The following is a 16,651-nucleotide window of genomic DNA, read 5'->3' as shown; positions in this document are numbered from 1 at the left end:
ACCTACGTCGCCTTACGCATCCGCATGCCGCCCAGCGAGATCACGTAGTCGTTGGTGGCGGCGTCGTACTTGATGCCGTAGAAGGTCGGGTAGTAGCCGCTGCGCTGGTACTCCTGCGGCTGCCGGATGTCCGACTTGAAGGTGGGCTTGGTCAGCAGCCACTTCCTGGTCGCGAGCGGCTCCTGGAAGATGAGCCTGCCGTCGTGGGAGCCGTAGACGAAGACCTCGCGGAACTCCTCGGCGCTGCCGACCGGCCCGAAGTGCCGCGTCGTGTCGATCCAGTGCAGTCCCATCTGGGGCTTGGTCATCTCCACCGGGTTGCCCGGCTCGGAGATGTAGTCGGGCGCGATGTACTTCTTCTCCGGCACCTTCCCGGCACGGTCGGGGTGGAGCTTGGGGTCGATGTCCATGACCGAGTGGTGGTCGGGCGTGTAGAAGTGGAAGGCGAAGTGCGGCTCGCCGAAGATCTCGGCCGGCTTCCGTCCGTGGCTGTACCAGTTGAGCATCACGTGGTTGAAGACGGTGGCCTTCGCCTGCTTGGGGAACTCCAGGATGGTCTCCGTCGGCGGGACGGTGTCCTCGGTGGGCAGCCCGTCCAGCGCCGTCGCCGACAGGCGCACCCCGACCTCCGTGGGGTTGCCGTCCTGGTCGATGATGACGTACGGCCGCGCGGTGCCGTGGCCCACGGTCTGCGCCTCGCCCGAGTAGGTGGTGGTGTACCACTTGGCGTTGGCGAGGTTCAGGGCGCAACCGCTGGTGAGGGATACCGCGGCGCCGAGCGCCGCGACCACGACGGTGTAGCGCCGCGGCGTCCTGGGGGGTGAGATGTTCATCGGCGAGTCGCCTTCCAGACGGTGACGGGTCGTTCAGTCCTGGGTGCCGTAGACCGAGACGTGCCGGAGGCAGCCCGGCGCGTAGTCGGCTTCGGTCCAGTCGGAGTAGCGTTCGAGCAGCCGCAGTCCCGCGTCACCCGCCATCTCGTCGAGCTGCCCGGCGGTGTAGTACCGGAACTTCACGGGGTAGAGCTGGATGCCGTGCGCGGTGAGCAGCACGTTCTGGATGCTCAGCACCTGGTGCCCGGGGTCGCGGAGCGCCGCGCTGAGCACCACGTGGTCGACGTCGAGCAGTGACGTGGCGACGTACTGGTCGTGGGTGAAGCGGGAGTCGTCCACCTCCATCGTCTCCACGACGAGCCGGCCGTCCTCGGTGAGGATCTCCGGGACACGCCGCAGGTACGCGCGCTGCGCCGGTTCCGACAGCAGCGCGCCGAAGGTGCCCTGCGCGAGGACGACGAGCGAGAACTTCCGCCCGAAGTCGATTTCATTCATGTCGCCGACTTCGACGGTCACCTTTTCCGCGCCCGGCTTCGTGCGAAGCTGGTTGGCCATTTCCCGGCTGACTTCCACGCCGAACACCTCGACGCCGGTCCCCGCCAGCGGGATGCCGATCCTTCCCGTCCCGATGCCCGCTTCCAGCACCGGGCCGGTCCCCGCACGACTACGCAGGAACTCCACGATGGCGGCCACTTCCGCCGGGTCGTCGTTCACGACGTCGAACACGGAGGCGATGGCATCGCCATACGATTCGGCTGAATAATTTCGCATGGCCCGCCTCCGGCAGTTTTCCGACGCTTTTTATGTGCAATTCATTGTCGGAAAAGCGGCTCTCACGTTTCTCTCCGCGTGATACCGGCGGTCTCGTTCTGGCCGGAGCCGCTCGCCGCGCGGCGCGGCTCGCCGCACCAGCGGCGGAGCACCCCCGCGAGTTCGCCGGAGTCGGCCCGCCCGCCCCACGCCACGTGACCGTCGGGCCGGACGAGAACCACGGGCGGGCATCCCCGGCCGATCGGCTCCGCGAGGGTCGCGGTGACGACCCGGTCGGCCCAGCCGTCCAGCTCGACGGCGACGCCCGGAGGGCCGGCCAGCACGAACCGGCCGTCCCGGAACCGCTCGAACAGCCGCGAGCCGTCGGTCAGCGGCCGGTCGGGGACCCGCCGCCCGGCCCAGGGCCCGCCGTCGCCCGGCGGGTAGCGCAGCGTGAGCCCGGACAGGTGCTCCAGGTTCACCCGCTGGATCGCGCGGATGCGTACGAGCTTCGTGACGATCCCGCGGACCAGCCGTGCGGCCACGCCGTTCGAGGTCTCGAAGCGGAAGGAGAGGTCGGTCTTGCGCAGGGTCGCCGCGGCGATCGGGTAGCGCTCGTCCTCGTAGCTGTCCAGGAGGCCCGGCGGGGCCCAGCCGTCGAGCTCCGCGCGGAGCTTCCAGCCGAGGTTGAACGCGTCCTGGATGCCCGTCTGCAGGCCCTGGCCGCCGGAGGGGATGTGCGTGTGGGCGGCGTCCCCGGCCAGCAGCACCCGGCCGACGCGGTAGCGCCGGGCGTGGCGCTGCGAGCTGCGGAACCGCGACAGCCAGATCGGGTCGTACGGCTCGACGTCGATGCCGAGGATGCCCGCGCAGCTCTCCCGCAGGTCCGCCGGGGTCACCGGCAGCGAGGCCGGGACGTGCATCTTCTCGTGGTCGAACACGATGACCCGGTAGGTGTCGTCCCTGAAGGGGAACAGCGCCACCATGCCCCGGCGGGTGATGCGGGCGTAGGCGGGCGGCGACGGCGGGTTGCGCAGCCGCATGTCGCCCATCATGACCGACACGTCGTAGTTCCAGCCCTCGAAGTCGACGCCGATCGCCTCGCGCACGCTGCTGTTCACGCCGTCGCAGCCGACGACGTAGTCGGCGCGCTCGGTCGTCACCACGCCGTCCGGGCCGCGTACGTCGACCTCGGCGGACTCCGCGTCCTGACGCAGGCCGACCACCTCGGCGCCGGTGCGGACCACCGCGCCGGCCTGCTCGGCGGCGGCCTGCAGCGCGGCCTCGGTGCGGTGCTGCGGCACGACCAGGCTGTACGGGAACGGCGTGTCGAGCAGGCCGTAGTCGAGGTAGCCGTTCCGGTCGCCCACCGGGGGGTGCGGGCAGGGGCGGCCGTCGGCCAGCAGCCCGGCGACCCGGCCGCGCATGTCGAGCAACTCCATCGTGCGGGGTTCCACGGTGAAGGCCCGGGACAGGGCGGCGCGGCTCGACCGCTTCTCCACCACGAGGCAGTCGACACCGCCCGCCGCCAGCTCGCCGGCCAGCGCCAGCCCGGAGGGGCCGGCGCCGACGATGATCACACGTGACACTGTCGACTCCTCGTTGGCGGGGCGGGGCGGTAGTGCGTCCGCATGTCCGGGGACGTCCGCAGCAGCTCGGCCAGCGGGCCCGCGGCGACGACCCGGCCGTCCTTCAGCAGCAGCACCTGGTCGGCCCGCTCCAGCAGGGCGGGCCGGTGGGAGACGGCGAGGCAGGTCGCCGACGTGGCGAAGATGCGCCGCCACAGCTCCTGCTCGGTCTCCACGTCGAGGGCGCTGGACAGGTCGTCCATGACCAGCAGCGCGCTGTCGCGGGCGAACATCCGGGCGGCAGCCGTGCGCTGCGCCTGCCCGCCGGAGAGGCGTACGCCGCGTACGCCGATCTCCGTGTCGAGCCCGCCGCCGAGCCGCTCCAGGTCCGGGCCGAGCACCGCGAGGGCCGCCGCCCGTTCGACCCGGCCGTCGTCCGGCAGGCCGAGCAGCACGTTCTCCCTGATCGTGCCGGACAGCAGGGAGGGGTTCTGCGGGGTGTAGGCGACGCGCGGCGGCACCATGAAGTCGTCCGGGGCGTCGACCCGCTCGCCGTTCCAGTGGATCTCGCCGTCCTGCGGCGCGTAGAGGCCGAGCACGGTGCGCAGCAGCGTCGTCTTGCCCGACCCCACCGCGCCGGTCACGACGGTGACGGTCCCCGGCCGGATCGTGAAGGACGCCTCGCGCACGCCCCGCCCGGATCCGGGGAAGACGTGCGTCAGCGACCGCACCTCCAGCTCGCGCAGCGGCTCCGGTTCCGGCGGCGCCGTGGTGAGGGACGCGTCCTCGCGCAGGTGCAGCGGGTGGTGCTCGACCAGCGTCCGCGAGGGCGTGCCGGGCAGCATGGCGGCCGCCCGTACGAACGAGACCCGGGCCTGCTGGTAGGTGCGCACGAGGTAGCCCATGAAGGACGTGTAGTCGGCCACCTGCATCAGATAGGTGGAGAACAGCACGAAGTCGCCGGTGGTGAACTCGCCGGAGCGCATCCGGCCCGCCGCCAGCAGCAGGATCAGGCCGGAGCCGATGCTCGCGGTGCTGTTGAAGACGGAGTCGATGGCGAGGCTCTGCACCTTGTCGCGGATCATCGCGGTCTTGCGCGCCTCGTTGTCGCGGCGCAGCCGGGCGACGACCTCGCGTTCCCGGCCCGCCGCCTTGATCGCGCGGACCGCGGCCACGATCTCCTGGATGGTCCCGGTGACCTGGGCGGTGGCCGCCCTGCTGCGCACCCGGATGCGGTACGCCCGGGCGCGCGCCAGCTGCGCGAGGACCAGGACGACCGCGAGCGGCGCCATGACGACGAGGGTCACCTGGACGTCGACGCTGAGCAGGATCGCCAGCCCGCCGCCCGCGAAGATGAGCCCGGACATCATGTCGAAGCCCCAGCCGCCCATCATCGCGATGGCGTCGCTGTCGTCCCGCAGGGTGGAGATGTTCTCGCCCGCGGCGGCCGGCAGCGGCTGCGCGCCCGGCTTGCGGAACACCAGGGCGAGCAGGTTGCGCTGGATCAGCCCCCGGGCGCGCAGGTACCAGCCCGCCCAGGCCACGGTCGCGCCGACGATCGCGACGCACCGGGCCAGGCCCGCGCCCACCGCGATCGCCACCACCGTCCACACGGTGATCCCGGCGGGCGCCCGGCCCTCCAGGACGTCGAACAGCAGCTTGCCCAGCACGCCGGGCAGCAGCGGCCACAGGTGGAAGATGGCCCACGCGGAGGCGGCCAGCAGGTAGCGCCAGGGGCTGTAGGTGATCAGCCGCCAGAGGAACCCCAGCGGGGACGGCTCGGCCGGTCCGTTCATGTGAGCACCTTCCCGACCTGGTAGAGCCGCGCCAGCCGGGAGCCCGGGTCGGCCAGCAGGCCGGCGGTGGCGCCCCGCTCGGCGATCGCGCCGGTGTCCAGCACGATCACCTGGTCCGTACGGCGGATCGTGTCGAGCCGATGGGCGATCACGATCGCGGTGCGCCCGGCGAGCATCCGGTCGAGCGCGCGTTCCACCTGGGCCTCGGTGACCGGGTCGAGCCTGCTGGACGGCTCGTCGAGCACGACCAGCCCCGGATCGGTCAGGAACACCCGGGCCAGCGCGATGAGCTGCGCCTGGCCGGCCGACAGGGTGCCGGGGGAGATCCGCGAGGACAGCCCGTCGGGCAGCCCCTCCAGCCAGGGCCGCAGCTCCAGCACGTCGAGGATCTCCAGCAGCCGCCGGTCGTCGGCCCGCTCGTCGAAGAAGGTCAGGTTCTCCCGCAGGGTGGCGTCGAAGATCTGCACGTCCTGCGGCACGAAACCGATCCGCGACCGCAGCGACGCCAGGGAGGCCTCGCGGACGTCGACCCCGCCGACCAGCACCCGTCCCCGGCTCGCGTCGTACAGGCGGAACAGCAGGGAGGCGATGGTGGTCTTGCCCGCGCCGGTCCGCCCGACGAGCCCGAGCGTGGTCCCCGCCGGGACGTCGAACGACACCTCGCGCATGACCATGCCGTCCCCGGAGCCGTCCCCGGAGCCGTCCCCGGACTCGTCCCCGGAGTCGTCCCGGCCGTAGCCGAAGCTGACGTGGTCGAACCGGACGGACAGCGGGCCGGAGGGGATGGCCGCGGTCCCGTCGGCGAGGGAGGACCGGTGGGCGAACAGCTCGGCGATGCGCCGCGTCGCGGCCATCGCCTGCTGGAGCGTCTGCACCTGGTGGCGCAGCACCTCCATGGGGGTGTTCAGCATCGCCGCGTACGCGACGATCAGGTAGACGCCGGCCAGGGACACCACGCCGTCGCGGTAGAAGACGCCACCGTACCCGAAGGCGATCGCCGTGCCGGCGGTGAACGCGATCGAGAGCACGACCCAGATGGCGCTGCCCCAGCCCTCGGCCCTGACCTTCACCGGCAGCCAGGCGCGCAGGTGCCGGTGGAAGCGCGCCATGGCGTAGCCGGTGGCGCCGGACGAGCGCAGGTCCTCGGTGGCGAGGGTCGCCTCGCCGACGTAGCCGAAGAACCGGGCGCTCTGCTCCCGGTCGTCCTCCCATTTGAGCCCGGCGATCCCGGCGATCCTCGACAGCGCCAGATAGCTGAGGATCGTGACCGCGGTGAAGGTGAGCCCGACCCGCCAGTCCAGGGTGGCCAGGGCGATCAGGATGCCCAGCACCAGCAGGACGTTGCCGGCGATGTGCACGATCAGGCTGGAGAAGAACTCCGCGACCTGGTTGACGTCGCCGTCGATGCGCTCGATCAGCTCGCCGGGCGGGCGGGACTCGTGGAAGGTCAGGTCCAGCGACAGCACGTGCGCGGTCAGGTCCTCGCGGGCGGCGTTGGTGGCGGTCCACGAGACCCGCTCACTGGCGTACGCCGACACGATGCGGGCGGCCTGCCGCGTCACGGCCACGGCCAGGAACACCCCGGCGATCCCGACGAGCACGCTCTCGGCCCGGCCGAGCTGGACCGACTCGATGAAGTGCGCGGCGATGCGCGGCTCCGCGATCTCCAGGCCGATGGAGAAGACCAGCAGACCGGCCATCACCGCGACGGCCGCCGGCTGCGACCCCACGTAGGCGCGCAGGAGGGAGACGGCGGTCATCGGCGGCCGGGCGGTGCTCACCCGTCCTCCAGTTCGTAGCCGTCGAGGCACCGGTCGGCCAGCGCGGCGTACCGGCCGGGGTCGCCCTCGCGCACGAGGGCGGGCAGGTACACGTGCGGCGCCCCGTGGTAGAAGCGCTCGTACTGGTCGTGCCGCCCGGCGAACTCGCTGCCCACGGCGTCCCAGGCCAGCTTGAACAGCTTGATCCGCGCCTCGGCGTCGTACCCGGGGGACTTCACGTACTTGCCGAGGAGCGCGGCGACCTCCGGGCGCAGCAGGTCGCGGTAGGAGGACGGCAGCTGGATCAGCCCGCCGCCCGCCAGCAACTTGATCTCGTTGATCACCTTGGGGTAGAGGTCCGGCCCCACGGCGAGCTGGGCGTACGCCGTCTCACGGTGCGGCATGACCGCGTCGGCGCCGGGCACCGGCTCGCACAGCTCCTCGGCGGCGACGACCAGCGCCTTGGCGGTGTTCACCCACGACAGCAGCTTGCCGATCTGCATCCGCACCGGCGGCATGTCGTAGACGTTGTTGGCCTTGGCGACGAGGATGGCGATGCCGGTGAGGAACTCCAGCTTGGTCCAGAACCGGGTGGCGCCGTGGTGGACGAAGCTGACGAACGCCGGGGTCTTCCAGAACTGCGCGTGGCAGGCCTCCGGGTCGCGGTAGGCGAACACCCGCTCCCACGGCACGAACACGTCGTCGTAGACCACGAGCGCGTCGTTCTCGTCCAGCCGGCTGGCGAGCGGGTAGTCGAAGACGCTGGTGGCGCGGGCCTCGTAGGAGGTCCGGCTGACGAAGGAGATGCCGGGCGCCGCGACCGGCACCGAGAAGCTCACCGCGTAGTCGGCCTCGCTGGGCGGCATCCGCTGGGTGACGCCGACCAGGATCTCGTCGGCGAGGGCCGCCGCGGTGCCGATCATCTTGGCGCCGCGCACGACGATCCCGTCGTCGCGCTCGGCGACGACCCGCAGGCACAGGTCGTCCTCCATCTGCTCCGACGGCGCCTTCGTGCGGTCGATCTGCGGGTTGACCAGCGTGTGCGCCTGGTAGAGGTCGCCCTCGGCCATCCGCCGCCAGTGCGCGACCAGGTTGGCCGAGCCGTCGAACCCGTCGCGGGCCAGCACGCCCGGCACGGTCGCCATCCCGGCGACCGCCGAGGCCATGTAGTCGGGGGAGCGGCCGAGGAACCCGAACGTCGCCTCCGACCACAGCTTGAACGCCCGGCCCTTGGCCTTGAGCTCGTCCTTCGTACGCGGGATCTGGTAGGCGCGCGACACCGGCCCGTCGACGCCGGGCACCGACGCCGTCAGCGTCTCGGGGTGCTCCGCCGTCAGGTCGTAGAGGTCGGCGATCGAGCGGACCGAACGCCGGAAGGCGGGATGGGTGGTCAGGTCGTCCACCCGCTCGCCGTCCAGCCAGATCGTCCTGCCGTCGCGCAGCGCGTCGAGGTAGTCCTTGCCGGTCCTGGTCATCGTGCCGCCTCCGCCCAGCGCAGCCCTGGTTCCGACGCCGACAGCGGGGGCCCGGCCACGCGGAGGGGCGCCCGCGCCTTCAGCAGCATCTCCTCGAACTCCTCGGCGGGATCGGAGTCGAGCACGATCGCGCCGCCCGCCCCCACCGTCAGGCCCTCGGCGGTGGCCACCGCGGTGCGGATGACGATGTTGAGGTCGGCCGTGCCGTTGTGGCCGAGGAAGCCGATGGCGCCGGAGTAGACGCCGCGCGCCGTCTGCTCCATCTCGTCGAGGATCTCCATCGTGCGCAGCTTGGGCGCGCCGGTCATCGACCCGCCGGGGAAGCACGCCGTGACGCAGCCGATGGCGTCGACGTCCGGGCGGAGTGTGCCCTGGATCGTGGACACGAGCTGGTGGACGGTCGCGTACGTCTCGACCGCCATGTAGCTGGGCACGTGGACGGAGCCGACCTCGCAGACCCGCCCGAGGTCGTTGCGCAGCAGGTCCACGATCATCAGGTTCTCGGCCCTGACCTTGGGATCGGTCGTCAGCCGGGCCCGCAGCCGCAGGTCCTCCCGGCGCCCGCGACCCCGGGCCGCGGTGCCCTTGATCGGTTTCGTCTCCACGGTCCGGTCCGGCCGGATCCGCAGGAACCGCTCGGGGGACGAGCAGAGGACGGCGAAGCCGCCCAGCCGCAGGAAGGCCGCGTACGGCGCGGGGTTGGACGCGCGCTGCGCGAGGTACAGCTCCAGCGGGTCGCCGGTCACGGGCAGCCGGGTCTGCGTGGTCAGGCAGATCTCGTAGCTCTCGCCCTCGCGCAGCTTGCCCCGGCACGCCTCGACGTCGTCCAGGTAGCCGTCCCGGGCGCGGAGCAGGCCGGGCTCGGGGTCGTGGCCGTCTGCGGCGGGCGCGTCCGCTCCCGGTGGCGGCCGCCACCGGGCGAGCCGCCGTTCGGCGCGGGCCAGCCACGACGACGCGGCGGGGTCGTCCGGCGACCGGGTCAGCGCGATGAGATGGGTGGTCCGCTGCTCGTGGTCGACCACCACCAGGCGGGTGGCGGACAGCCACACCGCGTCGGGCGTGGTGGCGCGGTGCCGGCACGGCGAGCCCAGCTCGGCCCTCAGCTCGTAGCCGAAGTAGCCCACGTATCCGCTGGTGAGGTCGAAGGGCACGTCGGGGACGTCGAGGATCGGCTCGGCGAGCCGGGTCCGGAGGGCATCGAAGATCGAATCCGGCCAGGTGACGGTCTCCGGGGCCGGCCCGCTCCGGATCGTGAGCCCCTCGCCGACGGAGTAGCTCAGGATCTCGCCGTCGCGGCCCTCCGGCGCGCCGAGGAAGGAGAACCGCGACAGGCCGGGCTCCACCCGGCTGCTGTCCAGCCAGAACGCGTGCTCCAGGCCGCCGAACAGGTCCGTGAACGCCGCCGCCGTGTCCACCTCGTACGGCACCACGCGGTGCAGCAGCCGCCACGGGCGCACGGCGGCGGGCGGCGCCTGGGGCGCGAGGGGCGCCGGCTGGGCGGACGCCCGTCGCGGCGCCCGCGCCGGGCGCAGTGACCTGCCCTGTTCCGCCAGCGCCTTCGCCGCGAGACGGCCGAAGTTCTCGACCAGTTGCGCGCCGTGCTCGGTCGCGATCGACTCGGGGTGGAACTGCACCCCCCACAGCGGCCGCTCCCGGTGCCGCAGCCCCATGAGCACGCCGTCCTCCGCCCACGCCGTCGGCGTGAGGGTGGCGGGCAGTCCCTCCTCCGGCACGCACAGCGAGTGGTAGCGCACCGCCTGGAAGTCCTGGGGCAGTCCCTGGAAGAGGTCCTCGCCGGTGTGCCGCACACGGGTCAGGTGACCGTGCCGGGGCCGGGGCGCGGGCACCACGTCGGCTCCCGAGAGCAACGCGATCGCCTGGTGACCCAGGCAGACCCCGAGAAGCGGGACCCTGGTGCGCGCCACCACCTGCCGGACCGCGCCGAGGTCGCGGTCCCGGCCCGGATGGCCGGGGCCGGGGGAGACGACGATCGCGTCGAACTCCTCGATGTCCAGACCGGGCCACGCGGCGTCGTCGTTCGTCACCACCGTCGGCTCCGTGCCGTACACCCGGGCCATCAGTTGAAAGAGGTTGTAGGTGTACGAATCATGGTTGTCGATCAGTAGCGTACGCATACGGTCCCTCATCTCGACCAGTAAAGCTACGACTTGCATAAACCGCGGCCTGGTCGTGGACAATGCGAAAAGAGCAGGTTGAGAGCGGTCTGAGAGGCGGGCCCGGCGGGCGAGAGCGGATTGATACGGCACTGGATATCCACCGCGAATACGTTCACGACGCCAGAATCCCGGCGACCGGAGAGTCCTATGACCGCCACCGAAATCCCCGTACTCCCCGACCTCAACCACTCGACGGAGCGGGCCAGCGCCGGAAAGCAGCCGGCGACCGCCGACCCGGGTCTCCTCGGGTACCCCGCCTTCGCCACCGCGGCGTTCGCGCTGGCCCTGTTCCTGACCGGTTTCAACCAGGTCACCATCCCCAGCACGCTCGCCGCCCCGCTGCCGATCATGTCCCTCTGCGGCGTGCTCCTCATCGGCGCCACGGTCTGGGCGGCCCGCCGCGGCGACGGCTGGCAGGCGACCATGTTCGGCCTGTTCGGTGCTTTTTGGCTGAGCTTCTCGATGCTCGTGTTCGGCCTCGTCAACAGCTGGTTCGGTCAGCTCCCCGAGCCCGCGCAGCGCGGCGCCCAGGCCAACTTCATCCTGGTCTGGCTCGGGCTCATGACCGTGGTGACCCTCACCACGCTCCGGCTTCCGAAGATCTTCGGGCTGCTGTTCCTCGTCATCGACTTCTCGCTGCTGACGCTGTTCATCGCCGTCAGCGTGGCGCGGCCCGGTGCCGCGGGTGACCCGTGGATCCTCCCCTTCGGCATCATCGCGATTTTCTCGATGCCGCTGATCGGCATGTACCTGTTCGCCAGCACACTGAACAGCTTCCTCGGCGGCAGGCAGTTCCCGGTGGGCAAGCCGTTCAAGAGCTGAAACCGGCTCGAAGTAGTACGGTCTGGAAAAAACGAAACCACTCGATCTGGCGGGCGTCGGAGAAGGCGCCCGCCGAGGTCGGGTAATTCGCTGATTGAGGAGTGGAAAGCGTGACCGTATACAACCGCCGGGGATTCCTGGCCGGCGCGGCGGCGGCCGGGGCCGGCCTGGCCTCGGGGGTCGCCCTGGGCAGCACACCGGCGTCCGCGGGAACCACCGGCACCCGGTGCGTGCCCGAGTTCGGCCCCTTCGTCGTCAAGCCCGGCGATCCCCGCTTCGACAGCATGCGCAGCGGGCACAACATGCGCTTCACCGGCGCCCCCGACCAGGTGACGGTGGTGGGCTCGGCGGAGCAGGTCGTGGACGCGGTCGGCGCGGCCGTGGCGGCGGGCAAGCGGCTGGTCGCCCGCTCCGGCGGCCACTGCATGGAGGACTTCACCACCACCTCCGACATCAAGGCGGTCGTCGACCTGTCCCAGATGACGGCGGTCTACCACGACGCGCGTCGCGGGGCCTTCGCAGTGGAGCCCGGCGCCCTCGTCGGCGAGGTGGCCGAGACCCTCTTCAAGGGCTGGGGCGTGATGATCCCCTTCACCGGTTGCGCGACCGTCGGCATCGGAGGGCACATCCCCGGCGGCGGCTACGGCTTCTTCTCCCGCAAGCACGGCCTCAGCGTCGACCACCTGAACGCGGTCGAGGTCGTCACCGTCGACGCCTCGGGCAGGCCCCGCGTCATCGTCGCCACGGACAGCCCGTCCGACCCCAACCGCGACCTGTTCTGGGCGCACACCGGCGGCGGCGCGGGCAACTTCGGCATCGTCACCCGCTACTGGTTCAGGACGCCGGGCGTGACGTCCACCGACCCCACCAGGCTCCTGCCCCGGATCGGCAACCAGCGGGCCCGCCTGCTGATGTGGTCGTGGGACGCGATGACCGAGCAGGCCTTCACCACCCTGGTCGGCAACTACTGCACCTGGTACCAGAACAACAGCGCACCGGGCAGCCCGGCGGTCAACCTGTGGGGCACGCTCACCACCAACCACCGTTCGGCCGGGACGCTGATGCTGCTGGCGGGCGTGGACGAGTCGGTGTCGGGCGGCCAGGCCCTGCTGGACGCCCACTTCGCCGCCGTCACCTCCGGGGTCGGCGTCGAACCGATGGTCGACGTCCAGGAGACCACCCCCTGGCTCGACCCCCGCAACTGGGTCAGCGACCCCGCGGGCCGCCAGAAGAACAAGACCGCCGACCTGCGCCGCAGCTACACCCCCGCGCAGATCGCGACGCTCTACCGGCATCTCAGCGACGACTCCTACTACAACCCCAACGCCCTGGTGAACATCACCGGCTTCGGCGGGCGGATCAACAGCGTGGCGTCCGGCGCGACCGCCGCCGTCCACCGCGACTCCGTCCTGCGGGTCTACTTCACCGCGGGCGGCTGGAGCAGCTCGTACGAGGACGAGGCCAACATGGCCTGGATCCGGAACCTCTACCGGGAGCTCTACCAGGACACCGGCGGGGTGCCCGTGCCGAACGCCGTCAACGGCGGGGCGTTCATCAACTACCCCGACAGGGACCTGGCCGACCCGGCGTGGAACACCTCCGGCACTCCCTGGCACGCGCTCTACTACCGCGACAACTACCCAAGACTGCAGCGGATCAAGAGGCAGTACGACCCGCGCAACGTCTTCCGGCACGGCCTGTCCATCGGCCTGCCCTCCTAGCACAAAGCACACCACGCGCCCGCGGCGCGAATCCGGAGCCGGAGGATCTCCATGCTCACTCATCCGTCAACCCGGACCGTCCCCGACGGAATCAGGGGCAAGAGCCTGATCGCCCTGTCCGTCGTGGTGGCCTTCTGGGCGCTCATCATGGTCGACGAGATGGTGATCAGCATCTCGCTGGCCGGTATCGGCCAGGCACTCGAGATGTCCCAGACCCAGCTCTCCTGGGTCGTGAACGCCTACCTCCTCCCGTACGGAGGCCTGCTGCTGCTCGGCGGCAGGGCCGGCGACATCCTCGGCAAGCGCCGGGTGTTCGTCGCCGGCGTGGCCTTCTACACCGCGGGCTGCCTGGTGCGCGCGATCGCTCCGGACGCCTGGTTGGTCATCGCCGCCCGGGGGGCCCAGGGCGTGGGCGCGGCGCTGGCCACACCGTGCGTGCTGGCCCTGATCGTCAGCATGTTCGAGGAGGGCCCGCTGCGCCGCCGGGCCATCAGCGCGTACACGATCGCGGGCGGCGCGGGCGCCGCCGTCGGACTGATGCTGGTGGGGCTGCTCGGCACGATCAGTTCCTGGCGCGTGGTGCTGCTGCCCAGCGCGGTCTTCGGCCTCGTCCTCCTGGTGCTGGGCCCGATGGTGATCGAGGAGACCCCGCGCCGCCCCGGGCGGTTCGACTTCGCGGGTGCGCTGAGCGCCACCCTGGGCGTCGTCGCGATCGTCTACGGGCTCACCACCTCGCAGGGTGGTGACTGGCTCAACGGCTGGGTCATCGGCTCCGTCGTGGCCGGCCTGGTGCTCCTCGCGCTGTTCGTGCTGATCAGCCGCCGGGCCAGGCAGCCGCTGCTCGACCTTGGGCTGTTCACCGACCGGAGCCGCGTCGGGGCCTATCTGGTGCTCATGATCACGCCGGGCGCGCAGATCGGCCTGTTCTTCTACCTGAGCCAGTACTTCCAGATCGTCCTCGGCTACGACACCCTGACCACCGCGTTCGCCTTCCTGGCCGTCTCCGTCGGCATGACCGGCGCGGCGAGCCTCGCCGTCCGCCTCGAACCCAGGATCGGCGGACGGATGGTCGTGCTGATCGGCGCGGTGCTGCTGCTGATCTCCAACGCCTGGCTGCTGCGGATGGACATCGGCGACGGCTACTGGACCGGTGTGCTGCCCTCGCTGGTGCTCGTCGGGGCCGGGGTCGCCATGGCGATCATCCCCGCGTTCAGCCGCGCCACCTCGGGCGTGGAGAGCGAGGACGCCGGCGCGGCCTCCAGCGTGGTGAGCATGGTCCAGAACGTCGGGTCCTCCCTCGCCCTCGCCGTGATCGTGGTCATCGCCACCGCGGCGAGCACCCGCGCCACCGAGCACCCGCCGGCCGGTCTGTCCAAGGCCGCCCTCGACGGGTACGTGTTCAGCCAGGGCATGCAGGCGACCTTCCTGACAGGTGCGGGCTTCGCCGTGGCGGCGCTGCTCGCCGCCCTGCTCATCGGCAGGTCCCGGACCTCCTGAGAGCCCGAGATGAGCTACCGGGAACCGCTTGAGGAGACCAGGCTCCTGGAGTCGTTCGCGAACACGATCGACGTCGAACGCGGCGCCGACCTCCTGGAGAGCGTGGAGGGCATGCGCGCCTGGCTGGCCGCGCAGGGGCTGCCCGCCCACGTCACGCCGCACGACCTGGCCCGCGCCCGCACCCTGCGGCAGGGCCTGCGGGCCCGGCTGCTCGCCGACGGCGAGCAGCCGGACCGCCGGTCGATGGCCGCGGCGCACGCCGTCCTGGACGGCCTCGCGCTCCGCTCCGACGACCCGCTCGCCGCCATCGCCCGGGCCTGGCTCGCCACCACCGCCGGCGGGGAGTGGCCGCGCCTGAAACGCTGCCCCGACCGGCGGTGCGGCTGGGTCTTCTGGGACGGCTCACGCGACGGCACCCGCACCCGGTGCTCCCGCCCGCCGGCCGCATCCCCGGGCGCTTCCCCGGGCCCATCCGCGGGCGCGGTGCTCACGGTGCTGAGAGGCAGCCCATGAGACGCCCGAAAGCCGTCACGACCACGACCACAACCAGGACCACGACCAGGATCACGGCCAAGCGACGCCGCCCCAGGCCCGCCGACCTGGATCTGCGCACCCCCTCCGGCCGCGTCCTACCCTACTGACGAAGACCCGCATGCTTATAGGACTACAGTTATATAAACTGTAGTCCTATAAGCGCGGGGGTGGATGTGGACAAGCCGGCCGAGATGTTCGACCGTGACTACGAGTGGTCGGCGCTGCGGCGGTTCATCACCGACGAGCAGCCCGGCGCCACCCTAGGCGTGGTCTCCGGGCGGCGCCGCCAGGGCAAGACCTTCCTGCTGGACGCCGCCTGCCGTGCCGCGGGCGGCTTCTACTTCGCCGCGACCGAGGCGGCGAACGCCGAGTCCCTGCGCTGGTTGAGCGCCGCGCTCACCGCCCACGTCCGGCCCGCCGTCCCCTATCACTTCGCCGACTGGTCGGAGGCTTTGGACGCGCTGCTCGCCCTCGGCGCCGAGCGGCCGATCCCCGTCGTCATCGACGAGTTCCCCTACCTCGCGCGGGCCAACCCGGAACTGCCGTCCCTTCTCCAGGAGGCGTTCCGGCCCATGCGGGGCCAGCGGACCCGGTCACGCACCCGGTTGCTGCTGTGTGGTTCGGCCCTTTCCTTCATGGGCCGGTTGCTGTCCGGCAACGCCCCGCTGCGCGGGCGGGCGGGGCTGGAGATGCTCGTCCGCCCACTGGACCACCGCCTCGCCGCCGAGTTCTGGGAGATCTCCGATCCCGCGCTGGCTCTGAAGGTCAACGCGGTCGTCGGCGGCACCCCCGCCTATCGTCGCGAGTTCGCGCGCGGTGACACGCCGTCGGGACCGGAGGACTTCGACGACTGGGTGATCCGCACGGTGCTCAACCCAGAGACGCCTCTCTTCCGGGAGGCCCGCTACCTCCTCGCCGAGGAGCCCGACCTGCGCGACAGCGCCCTGTACCTGTCCGTCCTGGCGGCCGTCGCCGACGGCAACGCGACGCGCGGGGGAGTGGCCGGCTATCTGGAGCGCAGGGCGACGGACATCGCGCATCCGATCAACGTGCTGGAGAACGCCGGCCTGCTGCACCGCGACGCGGACGCGTTCCGGGACAACCGCGCCACCTACCGCATCTCCGAGCCGTTGATCCGCTTCTACCATGCCATCATGCGCCCGGTCTGGGACCAGCTGGAGCGGCCCGGCAGCGCCGGGCGGGTCTGGCAGGCCAGCCGCCGCCGCTTCGTCAGCAACGTCCTCGGCCCCCACTTCGAGCAGATCTGCCGCGACTGGTCGCTGCACCACGCCGATCCCGACCTCTTCGGCGGCCTGCCCGCCCGCGTCGGCCACGGGGTGGTCCACGACCCCAAGGCCAGGACCGGCCACGAGGTCGACGTGGCCGTGGTCGGCATCGCCGACGGCGGCAAGGCGCCGCTGCTGGCCATCGGCGAAGCCAAGTGGAACGACACGATGGGAGCCGCCCACATCGAACGGCTCCGGCACCTTCGCGACCTGATCGCCCGGACGGGCCGCTACGACACCACGGACACCCGTCTGCTCTGCTTCAGCGGCAGTGGATTCAACGACAAGGCGCATGCCGAGGCGGCCACGTCGTCCGACGTCCACCTCGTCGACCTGCCGGCCCTGTACGGCCGGAGCTGACCCGGCTCGGCCCGGCGTGACCGGGTCTGGGCGCGCCCACCGCGAGTTCCTACGTCGGTAGGGTCCCGTGGG

At 71.5% G+C, this 16,651-nt stretch carries 12 protein-coding genes; 5 read left to right on the top strand and 7 right to left on the bottom strand.

Going from position 1 to position 16,651, the window contains the following annotated elements; genetic code table 11:
• Positions 1–2: 2 nt before the first annotated feature.
• The 7 genes from HHX37_RS33085 to pabB form a co-directional block, all read right to left on the bottom strand.
• Complete coding sequence (locus HHX37_RS33085) at positions 3–833, bottom strand: DUF5602 domain-containing protein (protein WP_182882598.1); 831 nt, start codon at positions 831–833, stop codon at positions 3–5.
• Between the two features lie 33 nt (positions 834–866).
• Positions 867–1,559, bottom strand: coding sequence for a class I SAM-dependent methyltransferase (locus tag HHX37_RS33080; protein ID WP_167521585.1), 693 nt, complete (start codon positions 1,557–1,559; stop codon positions 867–869).
• A gap of 107 nt (positions 1,560–1,666) precedes the next feature.
• Entirely contained in the window at positions 1,667–3,172 is a 1,506-nt protein-coding gene (locus tag HHX37_RS33075) for an FAD-dependent monooxygenase (RefSeq protein ID WP_182887915.1), read from the bottom strand.
• A complete protein-coding gene (locus HHX37_RS33070; protein WP_138462281.1) occupies positions 3,160–4,947 on the bottom strand; it encodes an ABC transporter ATP-binding protein in 1,788 nt (595 codons plus the stop codon). Before HHX37_RS33070 ends, HHX37_RS33075 begins: the two co-directional genes overlap by 13 nt.
• Positions 4,944–6,728, bottom strand: coding sequence for an ABC transporter ATP-binding protein (locus HHX37_RS33065; protein ID WP_182887914.1), 1,785 nt, complete (start codon positions 6,726–6,728; stop codon positions 4,944–4,946). The genes HHX37_RS33070 and HHX37_RS33065 overlap by 4 nt, the downstream gene beginning before the upstream one ends.
• The gene (locus HHX37_RS33060; RefSeq protein ID WP_117408629.1) at positions 6,725–8,182 is read right to left on the bottom strand and encodes a 4-hydroxyphenylacetate 3-hydroxylase family protein; all 1,458 of its coding nucleotides are present in this window, start codon (positions 8,180–8,182) and stop codon (positions 6,725–6,727) included. Before HHX37_RS33060 ends, HHX37_RS33065 begins: the two co-directional genes overlap by 4 nt.
• On the bottom strand, positions 8,179–10,317 hold the full coding sequence (gene pabB, locus HHX37_RS33055; RefSeq protein ID WP_182887913.1) for an aminodeoxychorismate synthase component I: 2,139 nt from the start codon (positions 10,315–10,317) through the stop codon (positions 8,179–8,181). Before pabB ends, HHX37_RS33060 begins: the two co-directional genes overlap by 4 nt.
• A 189-nt stretch (positions 10,318–10,506) precedes the next feature.
• On the opposite strand from pabB, the gene HHX37_RS33050 reads away from it, so the two are divergent.
• The 5 genes from HHX37_RS33050 to HHX37_RS33030 all read left to right on the top strand — a co-directional run bounded on the left by HHX37_RS33050 (position 10,507) and on the right by HHX37_RS33030 (position 16,579).
• A complete protein-coding gene (locus HHX37_RS33050) occupies positions 10,507–11,181 on the top strand; it encodes a GPR1/FUN34/YaaH family transporter (protein ID WP_182882602.1) in 675 nt (224 codons plus the stop codon).
• 110 nt (positions 11,182–11,291) lie between these two features.
• The gene (locus HHX37_RS33045; protein WP_182882603.1) at positions 11,292–12,902 is read left to right on the top strand and encodes an FAD-binding oxidoreductase; all 1,611 of its coding nucleotides are present in this window, start codon (positions 11,292–11,294) and stop codon (positions 12,900–12,902) included.
• Positions 12,903–12,953: 51 nt separating this feature from the next.
• A complete protein-coding gene (locus HHX37_RS33040; protein ID WP_182887912.1) occupies positions 12,954–14,399 on the top strand; it encodes an MFS transporter in 1,446 nt (481 codons plus the stop codon).
• 9 nt (positions 14,400–14,408) lie between these two features.
• Entirely contained in the window at positions 14,409–14,912 is a 504-nt protein-coding gene (locus HHX37_RS33035; RefSeq protein WP_182887911.1) for a CGNR zinc finger domain-containing protein, read from the top strand.
• 188 nt (positions 14,913–15,100) lie between these two features.
• Positions 15,101–16,579 carry an ATP-binding protein gene (locus HHX37_RS33030; protein WP_310740650.1) on the top strand — a complete coding sequence of 493 codons (1,479 nt, stop codon included), beginning with the start codon at positions 15,101–15,103 and terminating at the stop codon, positions 16,577–16,579.
• Positions 16,580–16,651: the final 72 nt, after the last annotated feature.

Source organism: Microbispora sp. H10885 (genome assembly GCF_014161415.1).
Classification (GTDB): Bacteria; Actinomycetota; Actinomycetes; order Streptosporangiales; family Streptosporangiaceae; genus Microbispora; species Microbispora triticiradicis.
The sequence above is the reverse complement of the archived record's forward strand: the minus strand, read 5'-3'. Positions and strand labels throughout refer to the sequence as shown.

Excerpts from the sequence above, each read along its gene's own strand:
- HHX37_RS33085 (WP_182882598.1), bottom strand. The coding sequence starts at position 833 with ATGAACATCTCACCCCCCAGGACGCCGCGGCGCTACACCGTCGTGGTC.
- HHX37_RS33070 (WP_138462281.1), bottom strand. The coding sequence starts at position 4,947 with ATGAACGGACCGGCCGAGCCGTCCCCGCTGGGGTTCCTCTGGCGGCTG.
- HHX37_RS33060 (WP_117408629.1), bottom strand. The coding sequence starts at position 8,182 with ATGACCAGGACCGGCAAGGACTACCTCGACGCGCTGCGCGACGGCAGG.
- pabB (WP_182887913.1), bottom strand. The coding sequence starts at position 10,317 with ATGCGTACGCTACTGATCGACAACCATGATTCGTACACCTACAACCTC.
- HHX37_RS33050 (WP_182882602.1), top strand. The coding sequence starts at position 10,507 with ATGACCGCCACCGAAATCCCCGTACTCCCCGACCTCAACCACTCGACG.
- HHX37_RS33040 (WP_182887912.1), top strand. The coding sequence starts at position 12,954 with ATGCTCACTCATCCGTCAACCCGGACCGTCCCCGACGGAATCAGGGGC.
- HHX37_RS33035 (WP_182887911.1), top strand. The coding sequence starts at position 14,409 with ATGAGCTACCGGGAACCGCTTGAGGAGACCAGGCTCCTGGAGTCGTTC.